The sequence below is a fragment of the Streptomyces sp. NPDC039424 genome, from assembly GCF_055639495.1.
On sequence record NZ_JBVKAI010000013.1, the window covers coordinates 47,200 to 71,484 of the forward strand.

Below are 24,285 nucleotides of genomic sequence, written 5' to 3' on the forward strand. Positions count from 1 at the left end.
GATCTCGATGGTCTTGAGCTGGTTCGGTAGCAGCCCAAGGCGCTCGGCATTTCGCGCACCAGTGCCCACTCCGCCTCGCTCATGTCCGAGTCGTACCGGGGCTGGCGCTCCGGCCGGTCGGCCGCGTTCCCGAACCGATGAGCGAGGCAGTCACACCCAGGAGCGGACGAACTGGACTCGGCGAGCACGACCACGCGACACTTCGACAACAGGGCCTCTTGCTTCTCGCTGGATTCGACAACCGCGAGCTACCAAGAGGCCCTTCTTCCATGCACCTGCACCGGCCGACTCACCCGAACCAGAACCCTGTTCGAACCCCTCCGACCACATGGACGGATAGAGAACGGCCAGTTAAGCGACGGGGTGACGACAGCTGCGCAGATGACCAGAGTGTTGGCTTCGGTCCCCTGCTCACGACCTTCGACCGCACGGATAAGGGCCTGGGTATACCCGGTGGGGAGCGTCTCGGTCAGGCCGTCCCAGTGGATTGGTACACCCCAGCCCGATGCGACCGGCGCCTCATGCTCATCCACCAGCGTGAGGTCCAGACCGGCGAACCACCCACCGACCCTGCCTATGTACTCCTTCACCAGCCGGTCAGCGGTGATGAACTCCGGAAAGCCCTCGCTGAAAAGCTCCTTCAGCTGCTCATCCGGCCACGTACGCGCGTCAGTTCGCTCGATCTTCAATGCCATGCCTGTAGCACCTAGACCAGGCCACGCTGTTCGCAGCCAAACGGGCAAATACTGTGCCTGCTCGGGAGCGGGGTACCACTATGGGAGGGTGATCTCGACGAACGACGGTGAGCGCACTGCGGCTGTCAGCCTGACCAAGGTGCTGGAGAGGGCACCTGATCTGGTCAGTCTGTACAAGACAGCGGGTGCCAGCGTGCATAGACATGGGCTGGAGGACGTGCGGGCTGCGGTGTACCTCGTACTGGACCGCTCCAGGTCAATGCAGCCCTACTACCGAAACGGCACCATGCAGCACCTGGCCGAGCAGGTTCTGTCGCTGTCGGCTCACCTCGACGACGACGGCACCGTTCCGGTGGTGTTCTTCTCCACCGACGTCGACGGATCCACCGACCTGACACTCGGCGGGCACCGCGGCCGGATCAACAAACTGCACGAGAACCTCGGCCACATGGGACGCACCAACTATCACTGGGCCATGGACGAGGTCATCGACCACTACATGGCATCCGGCAGCAACTGCCCCGCCCTGGTCATCTTCCAAACCGACGGTGGCCCCACCAGCAAGTCCGCTGCCGAACGCTACCTGTGCAAGGCCGCTCGCCTTCCGTTGTTCTGGCAGTTCATAGGCTTCGGCGACCCCGACGACAACGAATTCGCGTTCCTGCGCAAGCTGGACACTCTCGCCGTCCCGGCCCACCGCATCGTCGACAACGCAGGCTTCTTCCACGCCGGCCACACCCCACAAGCTACCCCAGACCACCAGCTCTTCGACCAGCTACTGCAGGAATTCCCCGACTGGCTGGCCGCCGCCCGCACCGCCGGCATCGTGCAGTGAAACGTCCCTGGCTACCCAGCCGGCGCACCCAGTACTTCAGCCCGGAGCCTGTAGAGGCGTTCTGGGCGGCCTGGCGAGGGGGCATCGGTACTGGCCGTCTCAAATCCGCTGGACGGCGCCCGAAAAGCGTGCATGGCAACCAGGGGCACGGCTGGAGCCACGTCCACCGCGAGCAGGCTGTCCCCCTACCTTGAGGAGCTCTGGCTGATAGACGGATACCGGCGCGGCACCGCCGCACAGCTGGTGCGCAAGAATTCCGCTCACGAGACGACGGGCCGCCCCGGCAAAGCGCCGTTCAGGCCGAGCTGCAGAATGCGCGGCGCTGGGCAGCGTGCGGCCGGTAGGACCAACGACCGTCGGGGAGGACAGTCCAGTTCCGGCGGATCTCCCGGCTGATGATTGACGAGCTACGGCCCAGCTCGGCCGCGATAGTCCGGACGGTGGCCTTCTCCCGCAGCCGGTCGGCTATGTGGATGCGGTCGGCCTCGCGCAGGTAGCGCGAGGGGGCGGACGGCTCCTCAGGCACGGGAACGAGGTGAGGCGGCACCACCCCGGTGCTAGGCAGTGCCGGCTTTTGACGGCGGTCCGCATGGCGGCCGTTACGCCATCGCCTGCCGGTCTTCGAATTGATGCCGACGATCCGGCAGGCGTCCTCGTACGGAGTTCTTTGATCCACAAGCCGAAGGTATTCCTCCCGCTCCCGGACCAACTGCCTTCGGCCCTGTGGCTTCCGGTCATCCCGGATCTTGAAGTCCACCGCACCCCTGAAGTGAGGTGTTGCGACGCTCAAGCCCGAAGTCGGGATGCCGGGCTTTACCGAGGCGGGCGTCAGGCGGGGCGAATGTTCTCTGCCTGCGGGCCCTTCTGGCCCTGGGTGACGTCGAACTCGACCTTCTGGCCCTCCTGCAGCTCGCGGTAACCCTGGCTGGCGATGTTGGAGTAGTGGGCGAAGACGTCAGGGCCGCCGCCTTCCTGCTCGATGAAGCCGAAGCCCTTCTCGCTGTTGAACCACTTGACAGTGCCCTTGACCATGACTGTCTCCTTCTAGGGAAACCGGGCACGCACCCTGCGCGCCCGGGAGGTGATCGCCCTGGTCCGGAGAGGCGCTGAACAGCAAGAACGCCCGTGATGGCGATCACGGGCGAACGGAACTTCGGAACCACGACTGGTGAATCACAACGTATAACGGCGTGGCGGCAGCCGCTACCGATAACGCGCCACCATCGGCGCCCCGTCTGTCTGGGCAAACCCGGCACCTGGCCACCCGCTCAGACAGTGGTACGGGTCGGCGCCCCTTCCGCTCCGTCCGAGTGACCGAGCGGGAGGGCTGTGCAGCGCACCAGGCGCCGCAAGGGTCACGCCCCTTTAGGGCGCGTATCGAGTCGTGATCAATCTATGGATTCGCTCTCGCGGCGGGGCCTGGACACGGTCCGTGAACCGCCCGAAGAGTTCCCTTTCGTCGAGGACGACGATGCAGGACTCCCCCGCCCTGGTCGGCCGGCATCCACAACCTCCCCGGTGGGTCCGATCTGCCCCGACTTCACAGCGACCGGGACACATCGGACCGCCCGCCCGCGCCGGCCGTACCGACTGTGCCGGCTGCATCGATTGTGCTGGCTGCGGCACCTGTGCCGACCGTGCCGGCCGCCTCCCGCAGTGCGTCCACCAGGCCGCGCAGCGCGGGGTGTTCCGGTGCGGTGCGGCGGGCCGCGGCGGAGATGACGCGCACCGGCTCGGGATTGCGGACCTCGCGCACGACCACGCCCGGGTGCGGGGTACGCAGCCCCAACCGAGGCATCAGACCGATGCCGAGGCCGGCCGCCACGAAGCCCTGCGCGGTCGCGTAGTCCTCGGTCTGGATGACGAAGTCGGGGCTGAAGCCCGCCGCCGCACAGGAGTCGAGCACCGGTTCGAGACAGGGTCCTGGCGGCTCGCTGCCCACCCACTGTTCGCCGGCGAGCTCGTTCAGGTTGATCACCTGCCGCTCGGCGAGCGGGTGGTCGGCGGGCAGTACGGCGGCGTACGGGTCGTCCAGGAGATGGACGAGACGGATGGAGCCGTCGCCGGTCCTGTCCCGGGCCTGTACGACCACGGCCAGGTCGGCCCGCCCCTTGACCACCTCGTGGAACGGGTCCTCGGGGTCGGCGAGTTCGAGGTCGATCCGTACGCCGGGGTGTTCGAGCCGGAGCCGGGCCAGCGCGGGCGCGACCAGCGTGGAGCCCGCCGTGGCGAAGTAGCGGACCGAGAGGCGGCCGGTCCGCCCGGCCCGCAGATCGGCCAGGGCCGTCTCCGCCTGGGAGACGGCCGCGCTGATCAGACCCGCGTGCTCGGTGAGCAGCAGACCCGCAGCGGTGGGCCTGACCCCCCGGCCGACTCGCTCCAGGAGCGCCGTACCCGCCTGTTTCTCCAGAGCCGCCACCTGCTGGCTGACGGCGGAAGGGGTGTAACCGAGATGGGCCGCGGCAGCCGTCACCGTGCCGCTGGTGACCACCGCGCGCAGGACCTGGAGGCGCCTCACATCAAGCATGCAGTACAGCTTAACAAAAGGTGTAGAACCATTTGCTTGTCCTCAAAGCTTGGCTGGGGCACCTTCATAACAGGGATGCCGTACCAAGCCAGCCACGGACCAGACACAGATCCAGACACAGATACGGAGACACCATCGTGAACAGTGGCAGCACGCAGAGTCTGAGGGGTGCGGCACGAGTGGCCGTGCTCGCGCTGCTGTGGGGATCGACCTTCCTGTGGATCGAACTGGCGCTACGGGGGCTGTCCCCGCTCCAGGTCACACTCGCCCGCTGTGTGCTGGGTGCAGTCGTGCTCACCGGCGCGCTGTACGCCACCGGGCGGCGCCTGCCGACCGGCCGCACGGTCTGGCGGCACATCATCATCGCCGCCTTCTTCTGCAACGCCCTGCCGTTCGCCCTCTTCAGCATCGGCCAGCAGACCGTCGACTCGGGCCTGGCCGGCGTACTGAACGCGACGACCCCGTTCTTCTCCCTCGCCCTCGGGCTCGCCCTGGGCACCGAGCGCGGTCTGCGCCCGGTCCGGCTGGCCGGGCTGCTGCTCGGCTTCGGCGGGGTCGTGGTCATCTTCGCGCCCTGGGAGCGGTCGGGCTCGCTCGGCTGGGGCGCCCTCGCGATCCTCGGCGCCGCGGCCAGCTACGCCGTCGCCTTCGTCTACATGGGCCGCACCCTGGTCGGCCGGGGCATCCCGACCCTCTCCCTCTCCGCCGCCCAGCTGGTCGCGGCGACCGGGCTGACCGCCATGGCCGTGCCGGTCGGCGGCCTGGACGCGATCCACCTCAGCACGACGGCCCTGGTCGCGGTCCTGGTCCTCGGGGTCTTCAGCACCGGCGTCACCTTCCACCTCACCTACCGGATCATCGCGGCCGAGGGCGCCACCCAGGCCGCCGTGGTCGGCTACCTGCTGCCCGTGGTCTCCGTGGCGCTCGGCGCGGCCTTCCTGGGTGAGAGCGTCGGCCTCCGGGTCGCGGCCGGCATGGTCGTCGTCCTCGTCGGCGTCGGCCTGACCCGCCGCAAGGGCGCCCTGAAGCCGGCGCCGGCCGTTGAGGAGCCCGGATCCGCATCCGCAGTTGAGGAGCCCGGATCCGCACCCGCCGTGATGGCACCCGCACGATGACTCCTTCCGCTCCCGACCCACAACCCGGGCTCCCTGAGCCCGGGTTGTGGGCTGCGTACCGCGAACTGGCAGCCAAGACCGTCCGTACGGACCTCACCCGCGCCTTCCACCCCGGCCAGCCGCACTTCGCGGGCTTCCCCGACGAAGGCCGCGAGACCCTCTTCGACACCGAACGCGGCGACGGATTCACCGTGCACGCCACACGTTGGTGGGCCAGTGGGGCACCCATGTCGACCCGCCCTCGCACTTCGTGGCTGGCAGGCGCACGGGCGGGTCGAGACCGACCCGGACGCCGTGCCCACCCTCGACGACGTGCGGGGCTGGGAGCGCCGCAACGGCCGTGTACCGGCAGGGTCGTTCGTCGCGCTGCGCACCGGGTGGAGCCGGCGCTGGCCGGATCCGGTGGTGATGGCCAACCGCGACGAGGCGGGCATCAGCCGTACGCCGGGCTGGTCGCCGGACGTCCTGCGGTACCTGTTCGAGGACGCGGACGTCACCGCGATCGGCCACGAGCAGACCGACACGGACCCCGGCCTGGCCGGCTCCACGGGCGACTACAGCCTTGAGCTGTACGTCCTTCAGCGGGACCGCTGGCACATCGAACTCCTGGCCAACCTGGACCGGGTCCCGGAGGCGGGCGCCCTGATCATCGCGACCTGGCCGAAGCCGTACGGCGGCTCGGGCTTCCCGGCAAGAGTGTTCGCCCTGCACCCGGCAATCTGAAACGGCCATGTACGCCTGAATCGGTCTCGTATGCTCTGCTCGCGATTCCGTGAAAGAGCACACTCCGGTGGGTGCCGCCTCGGCACTTACCGAAGTTCCTCGCACCAGGGACGATCTCCATACGCCTGGGTGATGGCAGTTGCCAGCCACTGTCGTTGACCGGCACAGAGGGCTGGGAGTGCAGCCCGGAAGTCCTCTTCGTCCTTCGGCCGGGGCTGGCGGGCCTTGTAGAAGAGCTGCACCTCGGGCGCCAGGTAGGAAACTCAACCAGGTGCGGTCCGACCTCACTGCCCTGTACAAGCGGCTGCCGTACTCCGTCGAACCGATGGAAGCCTGGCAGCGTCCCGAGGGCTACTGGCTCGCCACCTCCCGTGCCTACCCGGACTCGCCGGGCTGGTCGGATCAGGAGCAGCAGGAGGTCGCCGTGCTGCGGGAGAGAGAACGCGAACTCACTGGAGTGATCCTCACGCACGCCTTCTGGAACGAGGTCCCCGGGCCCGAACGGCTCGATGCCCGCTCCCAGCTCAAGCACGCCCTCGAACGTGAGGACGGCGAGGGCCAGGAGGCGGCGTAGCCGTGGCGGACACGCCACCCGAGCCGGAGCCGCCGCCGATCACGGTGGTCCTCCCCGACGGCCAGGAGTTCTCCGGGGCAGGAACATGATGGCACGCGAGTCCGGGCAGCTCAGCGGCGGTAGCGGCGACGATATCTAACGCAACACGTGTGGCGCCATCACCAATCCGAGTGATCAGGCCGCCTAGAATCTGGTTGGGCAGGCCACTAGGTGATGTATCTGTAGCCGAACAAGTCAGCCGTGCCCGCGAACACCGACCGTCCGTCAGAGCTCCAACAGACAGCATTGACGTTGGCGTCCATCCGCATCACGGCGGCGGCTTCCCCTGTAGCCACGTCCCAGATCGCCATCGCACGGCCAGCGCCGGTCGCGAGGCGGGTGCCGTCCTGAGTGAGTGTCATCGCGACTACGGGTCCGGAAGCAGTCAGGGATTGCCGCAGGTTCCCGCTGGAAACATCCCAAATCTGAACTCTTCCGGTGAAGTCGGAAGTGGCCAGCCAGGTGCCGTCGGGACTGATCACCGATTCGTAAATCCGGTTGGTGTGGTGACCGGCGAGGGTGCGCACGAGGCTGCCGGTGGCGGCATCCCAGATCCTCACCGATTCGTCGTCGCCCGCGCTGGCAAGCCAGGTGCCGTCCGGACTGATCGCTACCGTGCAGACGAACCCGGTGTGACCGGTGAGGGTGCGCACGAGGCTGCCGGTGGCGGCATCCCAGATCCTCACCGATTCGTCGTCGCCCGCGCTGGCGAGCCAGGTGCCGTCCGGACTGATCGCCAACTCGTTGACGTATTCGGTGTGGCCAGTGAGGGTGCGCAACAGGTTGCCGGTGGCGGCATCCCAGATTCGGATGACTGTGTCTTGCCCGGCAGAAGCGAGCCAGGTGCCGTCCGGGCTGATTTCCACTGCGGCTACTGTCCCGGTATGCCCTTGTAGGACGCGCAGAGACTGTCCGTTGGCAGTGTCCCAGATCCGCACTGTGGAGTCGCGGCTGGCGGATGTTAGCCACGTGCCGTCGGGGCTTACTGCCAGTTCATAGATTGTGTCGGTATGGCCCTGAGGGGCGTGTTCAAGATGCGCGTTGGTCAGGTCCCATGTGCGCACTGTCGAACCGGCGGTGCTGATGAGTCGTGTACCGTCCGGACTCAACTCCACGCTGAGCACGGCACCGGTATGCACGCGGAGGGCGTGCTCGAGCTGGGCGTTGGAAGGGTCCCAAACGCGCACTGCTTGATCATGGCCTGCGGTGACGAGCCGCTTGCTGTCGGAACTAATGGCTACCGAGTCCACTCGACCGGTGTCGAGGGTACGCAGCAGCTCGCCTGTCGCCGCGTCCCAGATGCGTACGGCGTCGGCATCATCGCTGCTGGCAGAGGCAAGCCATCTGCCATCTGGGCTGATCTGCACGTCGAGCACCGACCACGTGTGCCCGGTGAGGGTGTGCAGTGCATTGCCAGTGGCCGCGTCCCAAATCCGCACTGTGGCGTCTTTGCCGCCGGTGGCGATCCACGTGTTGTCCGGGCTGACGGCCACTGCGGCGAGCCAGCCCCGATGGGCCGTCAGCGTCCGACGGTGCTCCCCGGTTGCGGCATCCCAAATGCGGACCGCGGCGTCCTCACCAACTGACGCAAGCCAGGCGCCATCGGGGCTGAACGCCACCGCGTCCACTCGATCGTTATGGCCGGTGAGTGTGTACCGTAACTCTCCACTGGCGGTGTCCCAGATGCGTACAGTGCCGTCCTCACAGGCGGCCGCGAGCTTGCCGCTTGCGCTGGCTGCCAAGCCGAATACGGTGCCTTGACCGTCAAGGGTCTGCAGTGGCTCGTGGGTGGCAGCGTCCCAGATCCGTACCGTGTGGTCGTCGCCCGCGCTGGCGAACCAGGTGCCGTCCGGGCTGACCACCACGGCAAAGACAAGGCCCTGGTGGTTCGTAAGGGTGCGCACCAGGACGGGATGGAGGTCGGGAGCCGGCCAGAGGTTGACCAGTGCTGGGCGGGCAATCGCGGCGTCTGCGGCTTGCTGCCAGCGCGTGTCGCCGGGAACGCGGCTACGAAGAATTGCATCCAGACTTCGCGCAGGCTGGGTGGGAGACAGCAGATGTGCGGCTCGGGCGAGTTCCGCTCCTCGGTCCCGAGCCGCTTGACTGGGAATGCGAGCGAGGTCGCGCCGGGGAGCGGTGGGGCCGCGCTGGTGCAGGCGCATGCTGACCCACCGGAAGTCGGTAGCCAACGTCTCGGCCTGACCAGTGCGTCCGGCGTCCAATAGGTGCGCGATGAGATGGTCCTGCAAGTACGTGCTGCGTGTGGTCCACCATGCCGTTGCGTCTTGGTCGGTGCTGCCAAGAACGTCAAGGAAGGCGGCATTTAGGTCAGTGACGCGGTCTCCCAGCTTCGCCCGCAGATGGTCGCGGAATACGTCGTGGATCGTGATGGTGCCGCCCGGGGTTCCACGGTCGATAGTGATGAGCGAGAGGTCGGCCATTTGTTTGCACAGCGAGCGCGCAGTGCATTCGTCGAGCTGTGCTGTCGCCTGCCAGAGCCTGGCGACAAGAGGAATGGGGACTGCTTCATCTTCGGGGAATATGCCCAGCTCGGTGAAGCGCTGGTCGCCGGCGGCAGGAAGTAGCGTAGTGGCCGCTTCGAGGCTCGCGTGGACGGCGGTGTTCCGGTGCTCCGGGTCGTCCAGGTCGACGAACCCGTGGGGATCATGAGCAGCTGGTCCGTCAACGCGTAGCCGCTCGAGAAGGCTACGCACGACCGCCGTGGGGTCGGCTCCCGTGGAAACCTGGTCGCTTAAGACGCGATTGACGACTCGTAGGAGCAGGGGCCAGCGCCCGGTCGCCCTGGTCAGCTCATGGATCGCTGAGGAATCGGGCGTGTGCGGCAGGCCGTGGGTGAGAACAGCCCGGGCCTGCGGTTCCGTCATCCGGTCGACCACGATGCGCGTGGCATGGTCGGGAAGGGCGTTGTGGTTGCGGGTAGTCACGAGACGGATGCAGCTTCGTTCAGCGCCGATGAGGAACGGAGCAAGCTGCTCTTTATGCCAGACGTCATCGATCACGAGCAGGGTTCGTGGTCGTTGTTCCAGCAAAGCCCCGAATCGAGCGCCTGCCTGCTCGGGGTCCTGACCAGCTTCGGTGGTTTCCTGGGTGATGCGCCGTGTTTCTTCGGCGACCTTGGCGGCAATAGCGGCACGTCCACCTACGTCCCTGCCGATGGTGATCACATACACGCCACCAGGGAAACGGCGCCGGATAGCGCTTTGCCCGGCCACGTATTTCGCCAAAGTGCTCTTACCGAATCCGCCGGCTCCGTGCAGGCCAATGGTTGTCGCGCCCGGCCTGCTGCCGCGGTACCGCCTACGGGTTCCACGGCGCAGGGCGGTGAAGACGAGGTCCGCTTCCTCACGATCCACCCATCCTTCGGGTACGAGCGGTGCTGCAGGCGGAAGTGGCAGTTGCGAGGACGCACTGCTGGGATCGACGCGAAGCGCCAGCAGCAGGGCACCGAGCCCGGCTGCACCTCCCAGGACACTGGCGACAGGGTCGGCTTCACCCCATCCGTCCCGCAGCGCTGTCATGATCAGCCAGACCAGCCCGGCCACACACACCCCGGCCGCGATCCTCGTACTCCAGCGTCCCCATCGCTGCATGCCCCCACCTTCGATACCAGCGCATCTTCGCCAGCGCCTCCGTAGCGGTCGCGCCCGGCCTCATACATACATGTTCCAAGAGATCTGAACCATGATTCCCGGCTGGTCAACCACGCTGGTTCAGGGCCTTGGTCAACTCGCGGTTGGCAGCCCGAGCTGCAGCAAGCTCGGCCTCTCGCTCTTCCAAGCGCGCGGCCAGTTCAACGCTTCGCTGTTCCAGCCTGGTGATGGTGCGCTGAAGTTCATCGATATCCGCCGGAGAGCCGAGGCCGGACTCGCGCCAGACCTGCTCACCCAGCGCTTCGGAGAGCCGCCGTTCCAGTTGCTGGATGCGTCCGACCAAGCGCGCGTTGCGGGCCTGTGCGTTGGCAAGATCGGCCTGGAGCGAGATCCGGCTCACCGGGGCGGCTCCTCCGGCGTCCTGGCCACCGGGTTCGAGTTCGGCGGCGTGGACCAGAGCGAGCAGGTCGCGGTGGCGGTAGAGGAACGTGCGGTCCACGGCCGCCTGCCGGGCGATGCCGGAGACGCTGATCGGCGATCCGTTCCGGGCTGCCGCCTTCAGGGCGTTGAGCACCCGTTGCCGCCGACGGTCCGTATCGGCCTTACGGCCCTCGCTCATCGGGGTGCTCACGAGATCCTCCTTGGATGGACATCGGGGAGAGGCTGGCCGATGCGTGGCATGCCGAGCATGACGGTCCGGCCGCGGCGGATGACTGCGACGGCTTCTTCGATCTGTGCCTGCTCCCCAGGAGTGAGGTCCTCGAGATCGGCTTTGACGCGCTCGATAAGGCGGCGGACTCGCTGGATCTCCTCCTCGGAGGGCATGGCCTCGCTACGCGCCCAGTCGTCCGCCTCGAAGGCCGACATCAGCCGCTCGCGACTGCGCAGCAGGTCAGCGAGATACGCCTGAAGGTCGGGCAGGTAGGAGATGTCGGTGCGGAAGTGGTTGCAGCCGACACATCGGAAGCGGATGGGGCAACTCTGTCCGCCGGCTGCGACGTTCGACGGCTCTTGGCAGAGGCCGTAGGGGACGCTGACTTCGCCGATCGCGCGCCTAACGTGCTCGGACTCCAGGAGTGACTGGGCCTTGCGCCAGACGCGGTTGCCGTTACGGTCGAACTGCAGGGCAACCACCCGTTCGACAGCCTCGCGGCGCCGCTCCTCGCTGACCCGGTAGTAATTTTGAGTCACCTTCAGGCTGGTGTGATCCATCAATTCTTTGAGGACGTCCGCGGCCACTCCGGCGTCGGCGTGCCGCTGGGCGTAGGTGTGCCGGTAGGCGTAGGGGAAGATCTTGGTCTTGTCGAACGGGAGCATCCGAGTGACCGGCTGGCCGCCGTCCTCCACGGTGACCGGGATGGGGAAGTCGGGCAGGGAATCGACCCAGGTGCGGTGCCCTTCGCTGATCGAGTAGATCGCCTTGGTGCCGCACGGGTTCGTCCGCGTCCTCGGCAGCAGTTTCAGCTCGCCGATCGGCGCCACCGCTTGGGCCGGAGGCTGCCGATCGGCAGGGCCAGCGCAGCACTTCGGATCGGACCGTGGTCGTACCGTTTGCCTCGTGTACGCCCCGGCCCGATCCTCCGACCAGACACCATGCTGCTCGGCGGCTATGGGCGCGTGCCCCAGGCGCGCCTTGCCCCGCCCTGCGCCGCCAGTTCCGGCGTTGTTCTACAACCCGTCGTCTCCGAGGCGGCCTTCGTCTGAACATGTGCTCCGACCAAGGAACACACGTTCAGCACGAAGGCCGTGAGGATGAGTCTGCTGCATCACGACACCCGGCGAGAGCCGTTGGCGCAACTGTCATGCTTCCGGGGCGAGTTCTACGCCTGTCTGACCGCTCGTTCGGACGCGTTGTTCGAGCTGGCTGATGCTGTTCTGTGCGCCGACGGGCCGGTGAGGGCGCTGGCCGAACTGTCGCTGGTGGGTGAACACCGCCGCGGCCATGGAGGGCTCTACGCCGCAGTGGCCCGTGGACGCATCGATGCCGGCCGGCTGCGACCGAAGTGCCACTGCCGCGGGCTGCCGACGGCCGGCTGGTCCTGGCCGTCGATGTCACCTGCTGGCTGCGGCCCGACCCCCACACCTCACCGGAACGGATCCTGTGTCACACCTACGGACGGGCAAGGACCAGCACATCCCCGTCCCCGGCTGGCCCTACTAGATCATCTGCGCGCTCGAGCCGGGCCGCAGCTCATGGACCGCACCGCTGGACGCACTGCGCCTGAAGCCCGGCGATGACACCGCCACCATCACCGCCCGGCAACTGCGCGATCTGTTGCAGCGACTGATCACAGCGGGACAGTGGCAGACAGGTGAACCCGACATCCTCATCGTGGCGGACGCCGGATACGACGCACCCCGCCTCGGCTTCCTGCTCAAAGACCTGCCGGTGCAGGTGCTGGCCAGGATGCGATCCGACCGCGTCCTGCGCCGAGCTGTCCCACCACGGCTCCCACACACCCAGGGCCGACCGCCCCGGCACGGCGGCGAATTCGTCTTCGGGCAGCCCGACACCTGGGGCGTCCCGGACACCGAAACTGTCACCGACACACGTCTTTATGGCATCGCCAGGGCCCGCTCCTGGGACCGGCTGCACCCCAAACTGACGCACCGCTCCTCCTGGGCAGCCTCCGACGGCACCCTCCCGGTCGTCGAAGGCACGGTGATCCGCCTGGACATCGGCCACCTGCCCAGCGGAGCAACACCGAAGCCGGTCTGGCTGTGGTGGTCAGGCACCGACGCCACCCCGGCTGGCGCCGACCGTCTCTGGCAGGCATACCTGCGGCGCTTCGACATCGAGCACACCTTCTGCCTGTTCAAACAGACCCTCGGCTGGACCTCCCCAAAGATCCCCACGCCCGAGGCAGCCGACCGCTGGACCTGGCTCATCCTCGCCGCCTACACCCAGCTCCGCCTCGCCCGCCCCCTCGCAGCCGACCGACGCCGTCCCTGGGAGCAACCCAGCTCTCCAGACAGGCTCACTCCCGCCCGCGTCCGCCGCGACTTCCGGCACATCCGCCCACAGGCCGCCTGCCCGGCCAGAGCACCAAAACCCACCCGCCCCGGCCCCGGGCGACCAGCGGGCCGAAAGAACACCCGTCCCGCACCCCGCCACGACGTGCACACACCCAAGAAGACACAGCCAGCAGAACGACAAAAGAAGAGGTCAACCACCCCAAAGCCCCGCCGCACAGGTTAAAGATCAAGCTAGGCGCTTGTTCACCTTGGCTGTCACGAGGGGCCGGAACGTTGTCGGTGGCGGCCGGTACGTTGCGATCATGGGTCTCTATCTGGTGAGTGTCGCCGCGCAGGACTGGTCGCGGCCGGGGGAGGACGGGTACGGGGACGTAGCCGCCGCGCTGAACATTGAGCTGGAGCGGCGCGGGCTGCCCCCTTACGAGCTGCGGCAGACCGCACGGGAGGCGCCGGGCTGGTTCGAGGAGAAGGTCAGCCCGTCCATGGACGGCTTCGCGGCGCTGTGCAGGACGCGGCTGCCCGACGCGGAGCCGTTGGCCCTCCTCGACTGGAGCGTGCTGGTGCCGTTCGCGCTGGAGGAGGAGATCGTGCTCCCCGTCGGCACCGCGTACTCCGGCGAAGAGACAGCGGTCGCCGGGGCCCCGCGGGTGCTCGCCCTGGCCGAGCGGCTGGCCGGTGCCGTCGGACTGCCCGTGGACGCGATACCGGCGGGCGAGAACCTCGCACTGAGCCTGTGGTTCCTGGAGGGCGGGGCGGAGCGGACCGCCCGGGTGCGGCCGGGACCGTGGGCCGAGGACCTGGACACGGCCTTCTACGTGGCGCTCTACCTACGCGCCGCGCAGTACTCCCTGCGATACGGCTGCCCGATGACCTACTCCTGAGCCACGGCGGCGGCCGACCGGCCGGAGAGGCCGTATACGGGTCCGAGTCCGGGCCGGGGGCCGTGTCCGCCGGGTGCCCGAGCCAGTGTCCTGGCCCCCGGGCCTGGTTGGAGGGCGGCCGGTTCACCACCCGCCCTTACGGCCGACCGTTCTTGACGGGGCCCTAACGGCGAGCCCGGCTTCCTTGACGGAACTCTGACGGGCGATGGGCACAGGGGCGCTACTGCCGCCGCACGCCCAGCCCCGCGCAGGCGCGAACTCAACCTGGCGCCTGCCCCGCCGTCCTCACAGTCATCGTCACCGTCTGCACCCTTATCTACCGCGCCCTGCGCTGCAGAAATTGGCATGACCAGCCGCCCTCGGCTCACTCAGGTACCTCAGTACCGGATGAGGGATCCGGGGCCGCATACGCGATGATCGCTGGTGCCATAGGCAGCTCCGGTAGCCATTTCAGTGATCAAACAGCGAAAGGACAACGGGGATATGAGTGAGGCGAGTGGGCCGGTGATGCCGGAGACGGTGGACAGTCCTGCACTGAGGGCGCAGCCGACCAGTGCGGCGGCGCGGTGGCTGCTGCGTCACCGGGTGCAGCCGGTGGGACCCGCGGCCGGTGAGAGTCATACCGAGCCGCATGCCTGGTGGAAGGTGATGTGCCTGACCGGCGTCGACTACTTCTCCAGCCTGGCCTACGTACCGGCGATCGCCGCCCTGGCCGCAGGAGCCGTCTCACCTCTGGCGACGCTGCTGATCGTGGCGCTGACACTGCTGGGGATGCTGCCGATGTACCGCAGGGTTGCCAAGGAAAGCCCGCACGGGGCGGGGTCGGTGGCGATGCTGGAGGATCTGCTGCCGTTTTGGTGGGGCAAGCTGTTCGTGCTGGTCCTTCTCGGCTTCGTGGCCACCTCGTGGATCATCACCATCACGCTGTCGACGGCGGACGCCTCGGTGCACGTGGTGGAAAACCCCTTCTTCCCCGCGGTACTGCACGGCCACGAGGTCGCCCTGACGGTAGGACTGCTGCTGATCCTTGGCGGAGTGTTCCTGCTGGGCTTCAGCGAGGCGGTCAAGGTGGCCATCCCCCTGGTGGCTGTCTTCCTCGCCCTCAACGCCGTCGTCATCGGCGTCGGCGTGGCGCATGTGCTCGCCGATCCCGCCGCCTGGTCGGCATGGATCGGCTCCCTCACCGACCTGGGCGGCTTCGGTGATCTGGCCGGCCCTGCCCTGCTGGCCTTCCCACTGCTGGTACTGGGCCTGTCCGGCTTCGAAACCGGTGTGAGCATGATGCCGCTGGTGGCCGCCGACGGCGCCGACGCCGAACAGCGGCTGAAGGCCCGTATCCGCAACGCCCGCAAGCTCCTCACCGCCGCCGCGCTCATCATGAGCGTCTACCTGCTCGCCGCCAGCTTCGTCACCATCGTCCTCATCCCCGAGGACGAGTTCGAGCCCGGCGGCGCCGCCAACGGCCGCGCCCTGGCCTGGCTGGCCCACGAGCACGTCGGTGAGGCGTTCGGCACCGTCTACGACATCAGCACCATCCTCATCCTGTGGTTCGCCGGCGCCTCCGCCATGGCAGGGCTGATCAACATCGTGCCCCGCTACCTGCCCGACTACGGCATGGCCCCCGAGTGGGGACGCGCGGTACGCCCGGTCGTCCTCGTCTACACCGCCCTGTGCATCCTGATCACCATTGCCTTCGACGCCGACGTCGACAAACAGGCTGGCGCCTACGCCACCGGCATCCTGGCGATGATGGTCTCCGGCGCCTTCGCCGTCACCGTCTTCGTCGCGCGCAACCGCCGGCGGATGGCCGCCACCGGCTTCGCTGCGCTCACCGCGGTCCTGCTCTACGCGCTGATCGCCAACATCATCGACAAGCCCGACGGCATCGCCATCTCCGGATTCTTCATCCTCGGCATCATCGCCGTGTCACTGGTCTCCCGCGTATCGCGCACCACCGAGCTGCGCGCCGACCGCATCGTCTTCGACGAGACCGCACGCCGGTTCATCACCGACACCCTGGCCCACGACCAGTCCATCAACATCATCGCCAACCGCCGCCAGGCCGGCGACGCCGCCGAGTACAGCGCCAAGGAACGCGAACAGCGCGGCACCAACCCCGTACCGGGCCCGGCCGACGTGCTCTTCCTGGAGATCGACGTCGTCGACCCGTCCGACTTCAGCGACACCCTCACCGTCCACGGCATCGAAGTCGACGGCTACCGCGTCCTGCGCGCCGAAGCCCCGGCCGCGCCCAACGCCATAGCCGCCATCCTGCTGGCCCTGCGGGACGGCACCGGTGTGCGCCCACACTGCTACTTCGCCTGGGCCGAAGGCAGCCCCCTGGTCCACATGTTCCGCTACTTCCTCCTCGGGCGCGGCGACACCGCCCCCGTCACCCGCGAGATCATCCGCAGCAACGAACCCGACCCCGACCGCCGCCCCGGCATCCACGTCGGCGACTGAGCCCGTCACTCCGTAGCTCTGCACAGCGACGACCGAAGGGGAACAGAGGCCGATGACGGAACCGCACGACCTCACCCGCGGAGTCCGGCGCACCCAGTACGTTCTCCTTCTCCTCATGGCCGCCCTGGGAACACCCGGGTTCCTCACCCAATCGATGTGGCTCATGGGGCTCGCCGCATGGGCTCTCATCGCGGCCGGCCTCATCGAGATGGTCTACCGGCCCTGACAAGGGAGCCCCGCGGCACCGCTGCTAGGGCATCGAGGCCGACGTACGAGTCGACGGCGCGGACCAGGCTCTGCAGTTCGTCGGGTACCCCTCGCCGCCGTCCAGCGCCTGCCCCTAGCAGTCCCTCGCGTAGGTCGCGCGGATGGACCCGAGGGCCTGGCCCGATGTGCGTAATCCGAACGCGGTGGAGGGATCCGGGAGGCCTTCGGGAGGCGGTGCTGGATCCAGTACATGCCGCAGACTGAGTCAAGCCAGTCGGCAGCGGAGCTCCTCTGCCCAGGTACGGAGCTGGTCTTCGAGGGCGAGGTTGTCGCCGCGGGCCACGGTCTGGAGCAGCTGGGCACACACGGTCGCTTCGGCGGCGAGGCCGGCCGGACTGCCCAGGACGGGGAAGGCGTCGCGGACGCGGGCGGCGGTGTACGGCTGGAGCAGCGAGTACGCATAGAGGGTGGCGGCGTCGAACCCCTTAGGAGCCAGGCCACAGCCCTCCCAGTCCAATATCCACAGAGGCGCGCAGAGGTTCGCCCAGTGCACGTCAGCATCGTCTTACACGATCTGGGCAGCCGCCGGGAGTCCCGCGCCTGGTTCGCCACCGCCGCCCGGGCCGCTGCCGAATCCGGCGACGACCAGCTGCACGCATGGGTCCTCGCCCGGGAGGCGATGGTCCCGCTCAACTACGGCGCCCCGAAAGCGGCGGCCGGCCTCGCCGAACGGGCCCGCCGCGCTGCCGGGCAACGGCCGACTGCCGCCGCGGTGCTGGCGGCCGCGGTCGCCGCCCGCGCCTACGCCCTCAACCACCAGGGCGAGCAAGCCCGCGCCGCGCTCAGGGCCGCCGACGCCCTCATGGGCCGGCTCCCCGAGAGCGAGCGGTCGGACACGTGGCTGACGTACGGCGAACAGAAACACCACGTCCACCTCAGCCACGCCTACACCACCCACGGGGACACCCGCCGCGCGAACGAAAGCCAGCAGCGCGCCTTGGAGCTGTCCGCGCCGACCAGCACCATGACGCGCACCCTGCTGAACATCGACGCGGCGGCTTCCTCTCACCACGACGGCGACACCGAGCAGGCCTGCCGTCGTACGGTCGCCGCCCTGACAGTGAGCCTCTTCAGCGTTGCCGCTCCAGGGTGAGGACGGCTTTGGCGATTGACGTCATGCGGTTGGGACTGCATCGGGACCTGCGGAAGATCCGCCATGCCTTCAAGCGCGCGACGCCCCGCTCGACCGGCGCCCGTGCCGCGGATAGCGCCCGGTTGGCGGTCTTCTCGGTGAGAGTGAGCTCCTGCAGGGGCTTGCGCTTGATGCCGGTACTCACCCAGGGGCCGCCGCCCTGGTAAGCGAGATCGGCCAGAATGGGGACGCCCTGGCGCTCGCAGATGCGGATGATCCGGTGGGTGCGGGCAGCGGTCAGGTCGTGAGCTCGACCCGGCAAGGTGGGCGAGAGCCACAGCAGCCGGCCGCCCGGATCGGTGACCACCTGCACGTTGACCCCGTGTCGGCGGTGCTTGTGAGAGTAGTCGGCCCGTCCGTCGCCGACCCGGTCGCACTCGGCGAGCGTGCCGTCCAGCAGGACGAAGTCGGGGTCGGTCTCGCGCAGAACCTTCAGCAGACCCGGCGCGCGTTCGGCGAGCAGGTGGATGACCCGGCTGGTGTAGGCGTGGGCGGTGGACTCGCTGATCCCGAACCCGGCAGCGCTCTTCGCCAGGGTGGTGTGTTCGCGCAGGTACACCAGTGCCACCCTCGCACGCTGAGACGGGCGCAGCTTGCAGCGTCGGTCGCCCTCACGGGTGACGACGAGCATGGTCACCCACTCCACGAGCGCACGAGGCAGGTCGAGTGCGGCAGGATAGATGACCAACGAGGCCCCCGAGCAGCGTGGTTGAGACGTCAGACATCTCAATCAACAGCTCGGGGGCCTCGCTCGTTGCGCTTCGTGCACCGTCACCTGATCGATGTCCAGCTTGAAGAAGCTCATGGATGTCGGCTCGGCGTTCCCAACGGACGCGGAGGCGCCGGAAGCCGTGGAGCCAGGCGAAGCTCCGCTCGATCACCCAGCGATAGGTGCCGAGCCCCGTGCCGTGTCCGGTGCCGCGGCGGGCGATGGCGGGCACGATCGCCGAGTCTGTGGGGCGCACGTGATGCGTCCACCGGCGCGCGACATGTGTCGAGGCTGCGCGCGTTTTCGCACGCCTCCTGGCACCGTCCGGTGTCAGGACCGTGCGGCTCTCGCGATCACCGGGGCCGGAGCCGGTTCGGCAGCAGGCTGGTGGCGGCGGATGATCAGGTGTGTGATCTCGGCCGCGCCGAAGGCAAGGACGATCAGTGCGGCGCCGATGGGGCCGAGCCAGTGCACGCCGGCCCAGTTAAGCGCGCCCTGGCCGACGACGGGGGCGACGGACACCCCGATGTAGAGCGTCGCGGAGTGGAGGCCCGTCAACCCCTCGCCTTGCGAGACCTGAACGGAAGGCTGAAGCTGAACGTGAGGCATGCCTACCGACCCAATGGACCGAGCGCAGACGGCTGTGGGGCTCGGCCACCGCGGCCCGTGCAGGGAGCGGATTCCAATGAGGCTTGTCGTCGATCTCAACCGGTGCCAGGGGTTCGCACAGTGCGTCTTTCTCGCCCCGGACGTCTTCTCCCTGCACGGGGAAGAGGCGCTGCTGTTCTCCCCGCGCTTCGACGAGGCACAGCGTGACCGGGTGGATAAGGCTGCCGCGGCCTGCCCGGTCCAGGCCATCCTGGTCGACTACTCCGACGAGCCGACGAAGGGTGTGGAGCCCCATGTCGGCTGACACGGACGTCGAGGTCCTGCGGCGTCAGGGCCGTATCGTCGTGGTCGGGGCCTCGCTGGCCGGTCTGCGCGCGGCGGAGACGCTGCGCGAGGAGGGCTTCGCCGGATCGCTGACCATGATCGGCGACGAGCCGTACGAGCCCTACGACCGGCCGCCGCTGTCCAAGCAGGCGCTGCTCGGGCGGGCACGGCCCGAGGACACCGCGCTTCCGCGGCGGCGTGACATCGACGCCGAGTGGCGTCTGGGTGTCGCCGCCGAGGGCTTGGACCGGGACGCCAAGCAAGTGCGCCTGACGAACGGCGACACCGTCCCCTACGACCGCCTGCTGATCACCACCGGGACCAGAGCGCGGCCCTGGTTCCACCCGGAAGAGGCCGCGCTGGACGGGGTGTTCGTGCTGCGTACCCGCGACGACTCCGCTCGCCTGCGCCGGAAGCTGACCGGGGGTGTGTCCCGTGTGCTGGTGATCGGTGCCGGTTTCACGGGCTCGGAGGCCGCCTCCGCCTGCCGGGAGCTGGCCTCGAGGTCACGGTCGCCGAACGCGGCCCGGCACCGCTGGTGGGCGCGCTCGGCGGGGTGATCGGCGCGGTGGCGGACCGGCTGCAGCGCAAGCACGGAGTCGACCTGCGCTGCGGCATCAGCGTCACCGCCCTCGAGGGCGACGATGTGGGACGACTCAAGCGCGCCCATCTGTCCGACGGTTCGGCGATCGACGTGGAGGTAGCGGTCGTCTCGCTCGGGGGCATGCGGAACACGGAATGGCTCGCCGGCTCGGGGGTGGCCGCGGGTCCCCGGGGGATCGCGTGCGACGCCGGTTGCCGACTGTTCGACGTCAACGGCATCGTCACCGACGACATCTACGCCGCCGGTGACGTCGCCCGCAGTCCCCACCCGCTGTTCGACTACCAGTTCCTGTCGCTGGAGCACTGGGGCAACGCGGTCGAACAGGCCGAGATCGCCGCCCACAACATGATCTGTGCGGGCCCGGATCGCCGTCCGCACCTGTGGCTGCCGATGTTCTGGTCCACCCAGTTCGGTGTCAACATCAAGTCGGTGGGTGTTCCCCCGCTGGGCGACCAGCTGGTCATCGCCCAGGGGGCGCTCGACGAGGAGCGGTTCGTCGCGGTGTACGGGTACCGCGGCCGCGTCATCGCCGCGGCGTCCTTCGACGGAGCCAAGTGGCTGGGGTTCTACGAACAGCAGATCGCGTCCGGCGCCCCCTTCCCGCCGGAGTACCGCACGGTCGACCGCCGGACCGAGACGCTACAGCCGATCGACCCGGCCTTCCCCGACCCCCATCTGCCCACCCACGGGCCCACCGTCACGCTGACGGGCCACTCACCGAGCGAGCGGCGTGTCACGTTCGTTCCGTCGCATGCCTGATCACCGGCCCTGTACCGCCCGGAGCCCTCAGGAGTCACCATGACGTCCGGCAGCATCGTCGCGCAGATCACCGACTACGCCAATTGGGCCGATCCGTACCCGCTCTACGCGGAGCTGCGCAAGCAACCGGTCAGGCGGGAGGACGACGGCACCTACCTGGTCAGCACCTACTACGAGGTGCGGAGCCTGGCCAACGACCCACGGCTGAGCAACGACACGAGCAACCGGTCACCCGGCTACGCCCGCCCCGGACAACTGGTGGAGTCCGGCCTACCGACCAGCTTCATCTTCACCGACCCGCCCGTCCACGACCGGCCGCGCGACACCATCAACCGGCCGTTCGGCCCCCCGCACAGCCCCAAGTTCCTCGACGGCCTGCGCGGAGAGCTGGCCAAGGTGGTCACCGAACTGCTCGACGCCTTCGAGGGCAAGGACCAGGTCGACATCGTCGAGGACTTCGCCTATCCCCTTCCCGTCACCGCAATCTGCAAGGTCCTCGGCGTCCCGCGCGAGGACGAACCGCGCTTCCACGGCTGGGCCGACGCCCTGGCGTCGTCAATCGATCCCCAGGCCGGCGACGACGGCCCGGAAAAGGCGCAGCAGGCGCGCCAGGAGCTGGGCGCCTACCTGGCCGATCTGATCGAGACCAAACGCCGCCACCCGGGCCCCGGGATGCTCAGCGCGCTCGCCCCCGACATGACACCGGCCGACCTGGAGGCCACCGCGGTGCTGCTCCTGGTCGCCGGCCACGAGACCACCGTCAACGCGATCACCAACACGACCCTCACCCTGCTGCGCCACCCCGACATCCTCCAGCGGTTCCGGAAGGACCCGGACCTGGCCGTCCCGCTCATCGAGGAAGTGCTGCGCTACGAGCCCCCGGTCCAGTTCGTCCCGTGGACCACCGCCCTGGCCGACATCGACGTCGCCGGCACCACGATCCCCAAGGGCTCGCCGGTCTGGCTCATGCTGGCCGCGGCCAACCGCGACCCCCGGCGCTTCGAGAATCCCGACCGGTTCGATCCCGACCGCAAGGACAACGAGCACCTGGGCTTCTACACCGGCATCCACTACTGCTTCGGCGCCCCGCTCGCCCGCATAGAACTCCATGTGGCTGTGCCCGAACTCTTCCGCCGGGTCCCGTTCTCCCGGCTGCTCGAGGACCCGCCGCCGTACCGCGCCAATGCCGTCCTGCGCGGCCCCCGCCACCTTCCCGTGGCCATCGAGAGACTCATGGCCTGAGCGCCACGCGGCCGGTGCCGACCTGAAGGACATCCAGGAGATGCTCGGCCGCTCCTCGATCACCCTCCCGAAGCGGAGCCCAAGCCCGCCGGCACGCAGGAGCCCGACACGGAATTCGTGCCTAATGGTGCTGATCCGTTGGGAGATGTTCGGGAGATCAACTCCCCATCCGCTCACGCACCGCTCACGCAAACGGCCCCGTCCGAGGCCGAATAGAGCGCCTGCTTGGGGAAGAAACCCCAGATCAGCGCGGTAACGCGTTGTGCCCCCGGCAGGATTCGAACCTGCGACACCCGCTTTAAGGGGCTTTCCCTGGGCGGGGCCGTGACCTGCCGAGACGTCGACTGCAGGGTGTCTGGCCTGGGGAAACACCCCTCCGTAGTTCTCACGTGTTCACGGGTTTCCCGTCCTGATGTGTGCTGGATCCGTTCTGCGCCAGCAGCAGGGCCAGGGACTTCGGGATCTGGGCGGCCGCCCCGGCTGCCTGCACCACCCGGGCCGCGACGAGGGTCCCCAGGTTCGGGGCCAGGGCACAGCCCAGCGACGCGAGAGCGAAGACGGCGATCCCGGTGAGGAATACCGGCCGCCGGCCCATGCGGTCACCCGCACGCCCGGCCACCACCAGCAGCGCGGCGAAGGTGATCGCGTAGGCGTTAAGGACCCAGGACAGCGAACCGAGGGCCGCGCCCCTGCCGCCCCCGGAGAAGCTCGCTCCCACGGCCGGAAGTGCGACGTTGACGATCCACAGATCCAGGATGGTCATGAAGACGGCCACCAGGACGACCGCGGTGGCCGTTCGAGGGTGATTTCAAATTCCAAGCATCCTGGGCATGGTGCAAGCCAAGCACGGGTGGTTTGGAAATCAAACCTTGCCGGGGTGATACTGGAGGCGTGACCACGCGCATCGATCCCCAGGACATGGCCGGACGCCCCTGCTCGCTCGCCGCCACCCTGCAGGTCGTCGGCGACCGATGGGCCCTGCCGGCGATCCGCGAGGTCATGCTCGGCAACCACCGGTTCCGGCAGATCGCCAGGAACACCGGCGCCCCCACGGACCGCCTGGCAGCGCGCCTGAAGGCGCTGGTGGAGAGCGGTGTCCTCGAACGGCGCCCGCTGCCGGACGACACACGCCACAGCGGCTACTACCTGACGGAGGCGGGGCGCGACCTGGCGGGCATCACCCGCGAACTCATCGGCTGGGGCGACCGCTGGGCCGTCACCACGCCGCCCGTCCGGCTCCTTCACCAGGACCACGAACTGGTCACTCGCGCCGTCTGCGGGACCTGCGGCGAGCAGGTCCACGCCAAGGACGTCCACCGGGAGGAGATGATCCCCGGCTGGGACCGCTCCGGTCCGGTGCAAGCCCCATAGACCGTGCAATGGTCGCCGATCCCGCCCCGGAACGGGCGTGAGATCGACCCAGAATGGGGCGCCAGGGAGCAGTGAACAGATCTAACGCCGTGCTTGAAGGAGATGTGATGCAGGTAGCCGTGGTCACCTTCGACGGGTTCAACGAACTCGACAGCTTCATCGCATCCGCGCTGATCAACCGATGCCGTAAGTATGGCTTGGAAGCCTTCCTCACGACGCCGACACCGGTGGTCACGTCGATGAACGGTGTAGAGGTGACAGGGCAGCGCCCGATGGAGTTCGTGACCGAAGCCGAGGTCGTGCTGATCGGTAGTGGCGTGAAGACACGAGACGTGGTCGCCGACGACCGGCTGATCTCCCGGCTGCCGCTCGACCCTTCGCGACAGCTCGTCGGTGCGCAATGCTCCGGCGCGCTGGTGCTCGCCCGGCTGGGGTTGCTGGACGGCATGCCGGCTTGCACCGACATGAAGAGTCGGCCCTTTGTGGAAGCCTGCGACGTGACCGTGCTGGACGCGCCGTTCCACGCCGAGGGGAACATCGCCACGGCAGGGGGCTGCCTGGCGTCCCAGTACCTCGCCACCTGGGTGATCACCCGCACACTCGGGGAGGACGCCGCGCGCGACGTCATCGGCTACGTGGCTCCGGTCGGCGAAAACCAGGAGACCATCGAGCGCGCCATGCGCGCCGTCCACACGGGCGAGGTCGCAGTGCGCTGACGCCCGGCCATCAGTCTCGGCACAATGAAGATCCACCATCTTGAAGCCGTCTGGGCACGGCCTGATGTGAGGTGACGGTCGGTGCTGGTCACGGGCGGTTGTCGGAGCTCAAG

At 68.3% G+C, this 24,285-nt stretch carries 22 protein-coding genes and 4 pseudogenes; 14 read left to right on the forward strand and 12 right to left on the reverse strand.

Annotation, left to right across the window (positions count from 1 at the left end):
* Nucleotides 1-248 precede the first annotated feature (248 nt).
* Entirely contained in the window at nucleotides 249-695 is a 447-nt protein-coding gene (locus ACZ7L0_RS28305; RefSeq protein ID WP_471245378.1) for a hypothetical protein, read from the reverse strand.
* 88 nt (nucleotides 696-783) lie between these two features.
* Between ACZ7L0_RS28305 and ACZ7L0_RS28310 the strand changes: the two genes are divergently transcribed.
* Nucleotides 784-1,530, forward strand: a complete 747-nt coding sequence (locus ACZ7L0_RS28310) for a vWA domain-containing protein (RefSeq protein ID WP_471245379.1) — start codon at nucleotides 784-786, stop codon at nucleotides 1,528-1,530.
* Between the two features lie 313 nt (nucleotides 1,531-1,843).
* Here the strand turns inward: ACZ7L0_RS28310 and ACZ7L0_RS28315 are convergent.
* From ACZ7L0_RS28315 to ACZ7L0_RS28325, 3 genes and pseudogenes are all read right to left on the reverse strand, one after another.
* Nucleotides 1,844-2,287: pseudogene (locus tag ACZ7L0_RS28315) on the reverse strand (helix-turn-helix domain-containing protein); the annotation flags it as partial.
* Nucleotides 2,288-2,358: 71 nt separating this feature from the next.
* The gene (locus ACZ7L0_RS28320; RefSeq protein ID WP_471245380.1) at nucleotides 2,359-2,562 is read right to left on the reverse strand and encodes a cold-shock protein; all 204 of its coding nucleotides are present in this window, start codon (nucleotides 2,560-2,562) and stop codon (nucleotides 2,359-2,361) included.
* A 508-nt stretch (nucleotides 2,563-3,070) separates the two neighbouring features.
* Nucleotides 3,071-4,057, reverse strand: coding sequence for a LysR family transcriptional regulator (locus ACZ7L0_RS28325; RefSeq protein ID WP_471245381.1), 987 nt, complete (start codon nucleotides 4,055-4,057; stop codon nucleotides 3,071-3,073).
* A 137-nt stretch (nucleotides 4,058-4,194) separates the two neighbouring features.
* Here ACZ7L0_RS28325 and ACZ7L0_RS28330 point away from each other — a divergent pair, with 137 nt between their 5' ends.
* The 3 genes from ACZ7L0_RS28330 to ACZ7L0_RS28340 all read left to right on the forward strand — a co-directional run bounded on the left by ACZ7L0_RS28330 (nucleotide 4,195) and on the right by ACZ7L0_RS28340 (nucleotide 6,469).
* A complete protein-coding gene (locus tag ACZ7L0_RS28330) occupies nucleotides 4,195-5,172 on the forward strand; it encodes a DMT family transporter (RefSeq protein ID WP_471245382.1) in 978 nt (325 codons plus the stop codon).
* A gap of 294 nt (nucleotides 5,173-5,466) precedes the next feature.
* Nucleotides 5,467-5,895, forward strand: a complete 429-nt coding sequence (locus tag ACZ7L0_RS28335) for a cyclase family protein (protein ID WP_471245383.1) — start codon at nucleotides 5,467-5,469, stop codon at nucleotides 5,893-5,895.
* Between the two features lie 271 nt (nucleotides 5,896-6,166).
* The gene (locus ACZ7L0_RS28340; RefSeq protein WP_471245384.1) at nucleotides 6,167-6,469 is read left to right on the forward strand and encodes a nucleic acid-binding protein; all 303 of its coding nucleotides are present in this window, start codon (nucleotides 6,167-6,169) and stop codon (nucleotides 6,467-6,469) included.
* Nucleotides 6,470-6,675: 206 nt separating this feature from the next.
* Here the strand turns inward: ACZ7L0_RS28340 and ACZ7L0_RS28345 are convergent, their stop codons facing one another.
* The 3 genes from ACZ7L0_RS28345 to ACZ7L0_RS28355 form a co-directional block, all read right to left on the reverse strand.
* Nucleotides 6,676-10,071, reverse strand: coding sequence for an NB-ARC domain-containing protein (locus tag ACZ7L0_RS28345; RefSeq protein ID WP_471245385.1), 3,396 nt, complete (start codon nucleotides 10,069-10,071; stop codon nucleotides 6,676-6,678).
* A gap of 154 nt (nucleotides 10,072-10,225) precedes the next feature.
* Nucleotides 10,226-10,750 (reverse strand): hypothetical protein, encoded by a 525-nt coding sequence (locus tag ACZ7L0_RS28350; RefSeq protein ID WP_471245386.1) that lies wholly within the window; start codon nucleotides 10,748-10,750, stop codon nucleotides 10,226-10,228.
* Nucleotides 10,747-11,601, reverse strand: a complete 855-nt coding sequence (locus ACZ7L0_RS28355; RefSeq protein ID WP_471245387.1) for a hypothetical protein — start codon at nucleotides 11,599-11,601, stop codon at nucleotides 10,747-10,749. The genes ACZ7L0_RS28350 and ACZ7L0_RS28355 overlap by 4 nt, the downstream gene beginning before the upstream one ends.
* 270 nt (nucleotides 11,602-11,871) lie before the next feature.
* On the opposite strand from ACZ7L0_RS28355, the pseudogene ACZ7L0_RS28360 reads away from it, so the two are divergent.
* The 4 genes and pseudogenes from ACZ7L0_RS28360 (at nucleotide 11,872) to ACZ7L0_RS28375 (ending at nucleotide 16,665) form a co-directional block, all read left to right on the forward strand.
* Nucleotides 11,872-13,318, forward strand: a pseudogene (locus ACZ7L0_RS28360) (NF041680 family putative transposase).
* Nucleotides 13,319-13,397: 79 nt separating this feature from the next.
* Entirely contained in the window at nucleotides 13,398-13,976 is a 579-nt protein-coding gene (locus ACZ7L0_RS28365; protein WP_471245388.1) for a hypothetical protein, read from the forward strand.
* A gap of 507 nt (nucleotides 13,977-14,483) precedes the next feature.
* Entirely contained in the window at nucleotides 14,484-16,439 is a 1,956-nt protein-coding gene (locus ACZ7L0_RS28370) for an APC family permease (RefSeq protein WP_471245557.1), read from the forward strand.
* Between the two features lie 52 nt (nucleotides 16,440-16,491).
* Nucleotides 16,492-16,665: a hypothetical protein gene (locus ACZ7L0_RS28375; protein WP_471245389.1), complete on the forward strand. Its 174-nt coding sequence runs from the start codon at nucleotides 16,492-16,494 to the stop codon at nucleotides 16,663-16,665.
* A 246-nt stretch (nucleotides 16,666-16,911) separates the two neighbouring features.
* On the opposite strand, the gene ACZ7L0_RS28380 is transcribed toward ACZ7L0_RS28375, so the two are convergent.
* On the reverse strand, nucleotides 16,912-17,199 hold the full coding sequence (locus ACZ7L0_RS28380) for a hypothetical protein (RefSeq protein ID WP_471245390.1): 288 nt from the start codon (nucleotides 17,197-17,199) through the stop codon (nucleotides 16,912-16,914).
* On the opposite strand from ACZ7L0_RS28380, the gene ACZ7L0_RS28385 reads away from it, so the two are divergent.
* Entirely contained in the window at nucleotides 17,194-17,799 is a 606-nt protein-coding gene (locus ACZ7L0_RS28385; RefSeq protein WP_471245391.1) for a hypothetical protein, read from the forward strand. The genes ACZ7L0_RS28380 and ACZ7L0_RS28385 overlap by 6 nt on opposite strands.
* Here the strand turns inward: ACZ7L0_RS28385 and ACZ7L0_RS28390 are convergent.
* The 3 genes and pseudogenes from ACZ7L0_RS28390 to ACZ7L0_RS28400 all read right to left on the reverse strand — a co-directional run bounded on the left by ACZ7L0_RS28390 (nucleotide 17,777) and on the right by ACZ7L0_RS28400 (nucleotide 19,105).
* Entirely contained in the window at nucleotides 17,777-18,526 is a 750-nt protein-coding gene (locus tag ACZ7L0_RS28390; RefSeq protein WP_471245392.1) for a transposase, read from the reverse strand. The genes ACZ7L0_RS28385 and ACZ7L0_RS28390 overlap by 23 nt on opposite strands.
* A 115-nt stretch (nucleotides 18,527-18,641) precedes the next feature.
* Nucleotides 18,642-18,782, reverse strand: a pseudogene (locus ACZ7L0_RS28395) (transposase); the annotation flags it as partial.
* Between the two features lie 95 nt (nucleotides 18,783-18,877).
* Nucleotides 18,878-19,105 carry a hypothetical protein gene (locus ACZ7L0_RS28400; RefSeq protein WP_471245393.1) on the reverse strand — a complete coding sequence of 76 codons (228 nt, stop codon included), beginning with the start codon at nucleotides 19,103-19,105 and terminating at the stop codon, nucleotides 18,878-18,880.
* A 127-nt stretch (nucleotides 19,106-19,232) separates the two neighbouring features.
* On the opposite strand from ACZ7L0_RS28400, the gene ACZ7L0_RS28405 reads away from it, so the two are divergent.
* The 3 genes and pseudogenes from ACZ7L0_RS28405 (at nucleotide 19,233) to ACZ7L0_RS28415 (ending at nucleotide 22,085) form a co-directional block, all read left to right on the forward strand.
* Nucleotides 19,233-19,460: a ferredoxin gene (locus ACZ7L0_RS28405; protein ID WP_471245394.1), complete on the forward strand. Its 228-nt coding sequence runs from the start codon at nucleotides 19,233-19,235 to the stop codon at nucleotides 19,458-19,460.
* A pseudogene (locus ACZ7L0_RS28410) lies at nucleotides 19,450-20,843 on the forward strand (NAD(P)/FAD-dependent oxidoreductase). Before ACZ7L0_RS28405 ends, ACZ7L0_RS28410 begins: the two are co-directional and overlap by 11 nt.
* Nucleotides 20,844-20,882: 39 nt before the next feature.
* Nucleotides 20,883-22,085, forward strand: a complete 1,203-nt coding sequence (locus ACZ7L0_RS28415; protein ID WP_471245395.1) for a cytochrome P450 — start codon at nucleotides 20,883-20,885, stop codon at nucleotides 22,083-22,085.
* 385 nt (nucleotides 22,086-22,470) lie between these two features.
* On the opposite strand, the gene ACZ7L0_RS28420 is transcribed toward ACZ7L0_RS28415, so the two are convergent.
* On the reverse strand, nucleotides 22,471-22,860 hold the full coding sequence (locus tag ACZ7L0_RS28420; protein ID WP_471245396.1) for an MFS transporter: 390 nt from the start codon (nucleotides 22,858-22,860) through the stop codon (nucleotides 22,471-22,473).
* Nucleotides 22,861-22,976: 116 nt separating this feature from the next.
* Here ACZ7L0_RS28420 and ACZ7L0_RS28425 point away from each other — a divergent pair, with 116 nt between their 5' ends.
* Nucleotides 22,977-23,456, forward strand: a complete 480-nt coding sequence (locus ACZ7L0_RS28425) for a winged helix-turn-helix transcriptional regulator (RefSeq protein ID WP_471245397.1) — start codon at nucleotides 22,977-22,979, stop codon at nucleotides 23,454-23,456.
* A gap of 107 nt (nucleotides 23,457-23,563) precedes the next feature.
* Complete coding sequence (locus tag ACZ7L0_RS28430) at nucleotides 23,564-24,172, forward strand: type 1 glutamine amidotransferase family protein (protein WP_471245398.1); 609 nt, start codon at nucleotides 23,564-23,566, stop codon at nucleotides 24,170-24,172.
* The last annotated feature ends 113 nt before the right edge of the window (nucleotides 24,173-24,285 follow it).

Bases quoted from the DNA above. Each gene is read 5' to 3' on its own strand.
- ACZ7L0_RS28430 (WP_471245398.1), top strand. From the start codon at position 23,564: ATGCAGGTAGCCGTGGTCACCTTCGACGGGTTCAACGAACTCGACAGC.
- ACZ7L0_RS28325 (WP_471245381.1), bottom strand. From the start codon at position 4,057: ATGCTTGATGTGAGGCGCCTCCAGGTCCTGCGCGCGGTGGTCACCAGC.
- ACZ7L0_RS28320 (WP_471245380.1), bottom strand. From the start codon at position 2,562: ATGGTCAAGGGCACTGTCAAGTGGTTCAACAGCGAGAAGGGCTTCGGC.
- ACZ7L0_RS28405 (WP_471245394.1), top strand. From the start codon at position 19,233: ATGAGGCTTGTCGTCGATCTCAACCGGTGCCAGGGGTTCGCACAGTGC.
- ACZ7L0_RS28415 (WP_471245395.1), top strand. From the start codon at position 20,883: ATGACGTCCGGCAGCATCGTCGCGCAGATCACCGACTACGCCAATTGG.
- ACZ7L0_RS28305 (WP_471245378.1), bottom strand. From the start codon at position 695: ATGGCATTGAAGATCGAGCGAACTGACGCGCGTACGTGGCCGGATGAG.
- ACZ7L0_RS28365 (WP_471245388.1), top strand. From the start codon at position 13,398: ATGGGTCTCTATCTGGTGAGTGTCGCCGCGCAGGACTGGTCGCGGCCG.
- ACZ7L0_RS28370 (WP_471245557.1), top strand. From the start codon at position 14,484: ATGCCGGAGACGGTGGACAGTCCTGCACTGAGGGCGCAGCCGACCAGT.
- ACZ7L0_RS28375 (WP_471245389.1), top strand. From the start codon at position 16,492: ATGACGGAACCGCACGACCTCACCCGCGGAGTCCGGCGCACCCAGTAC.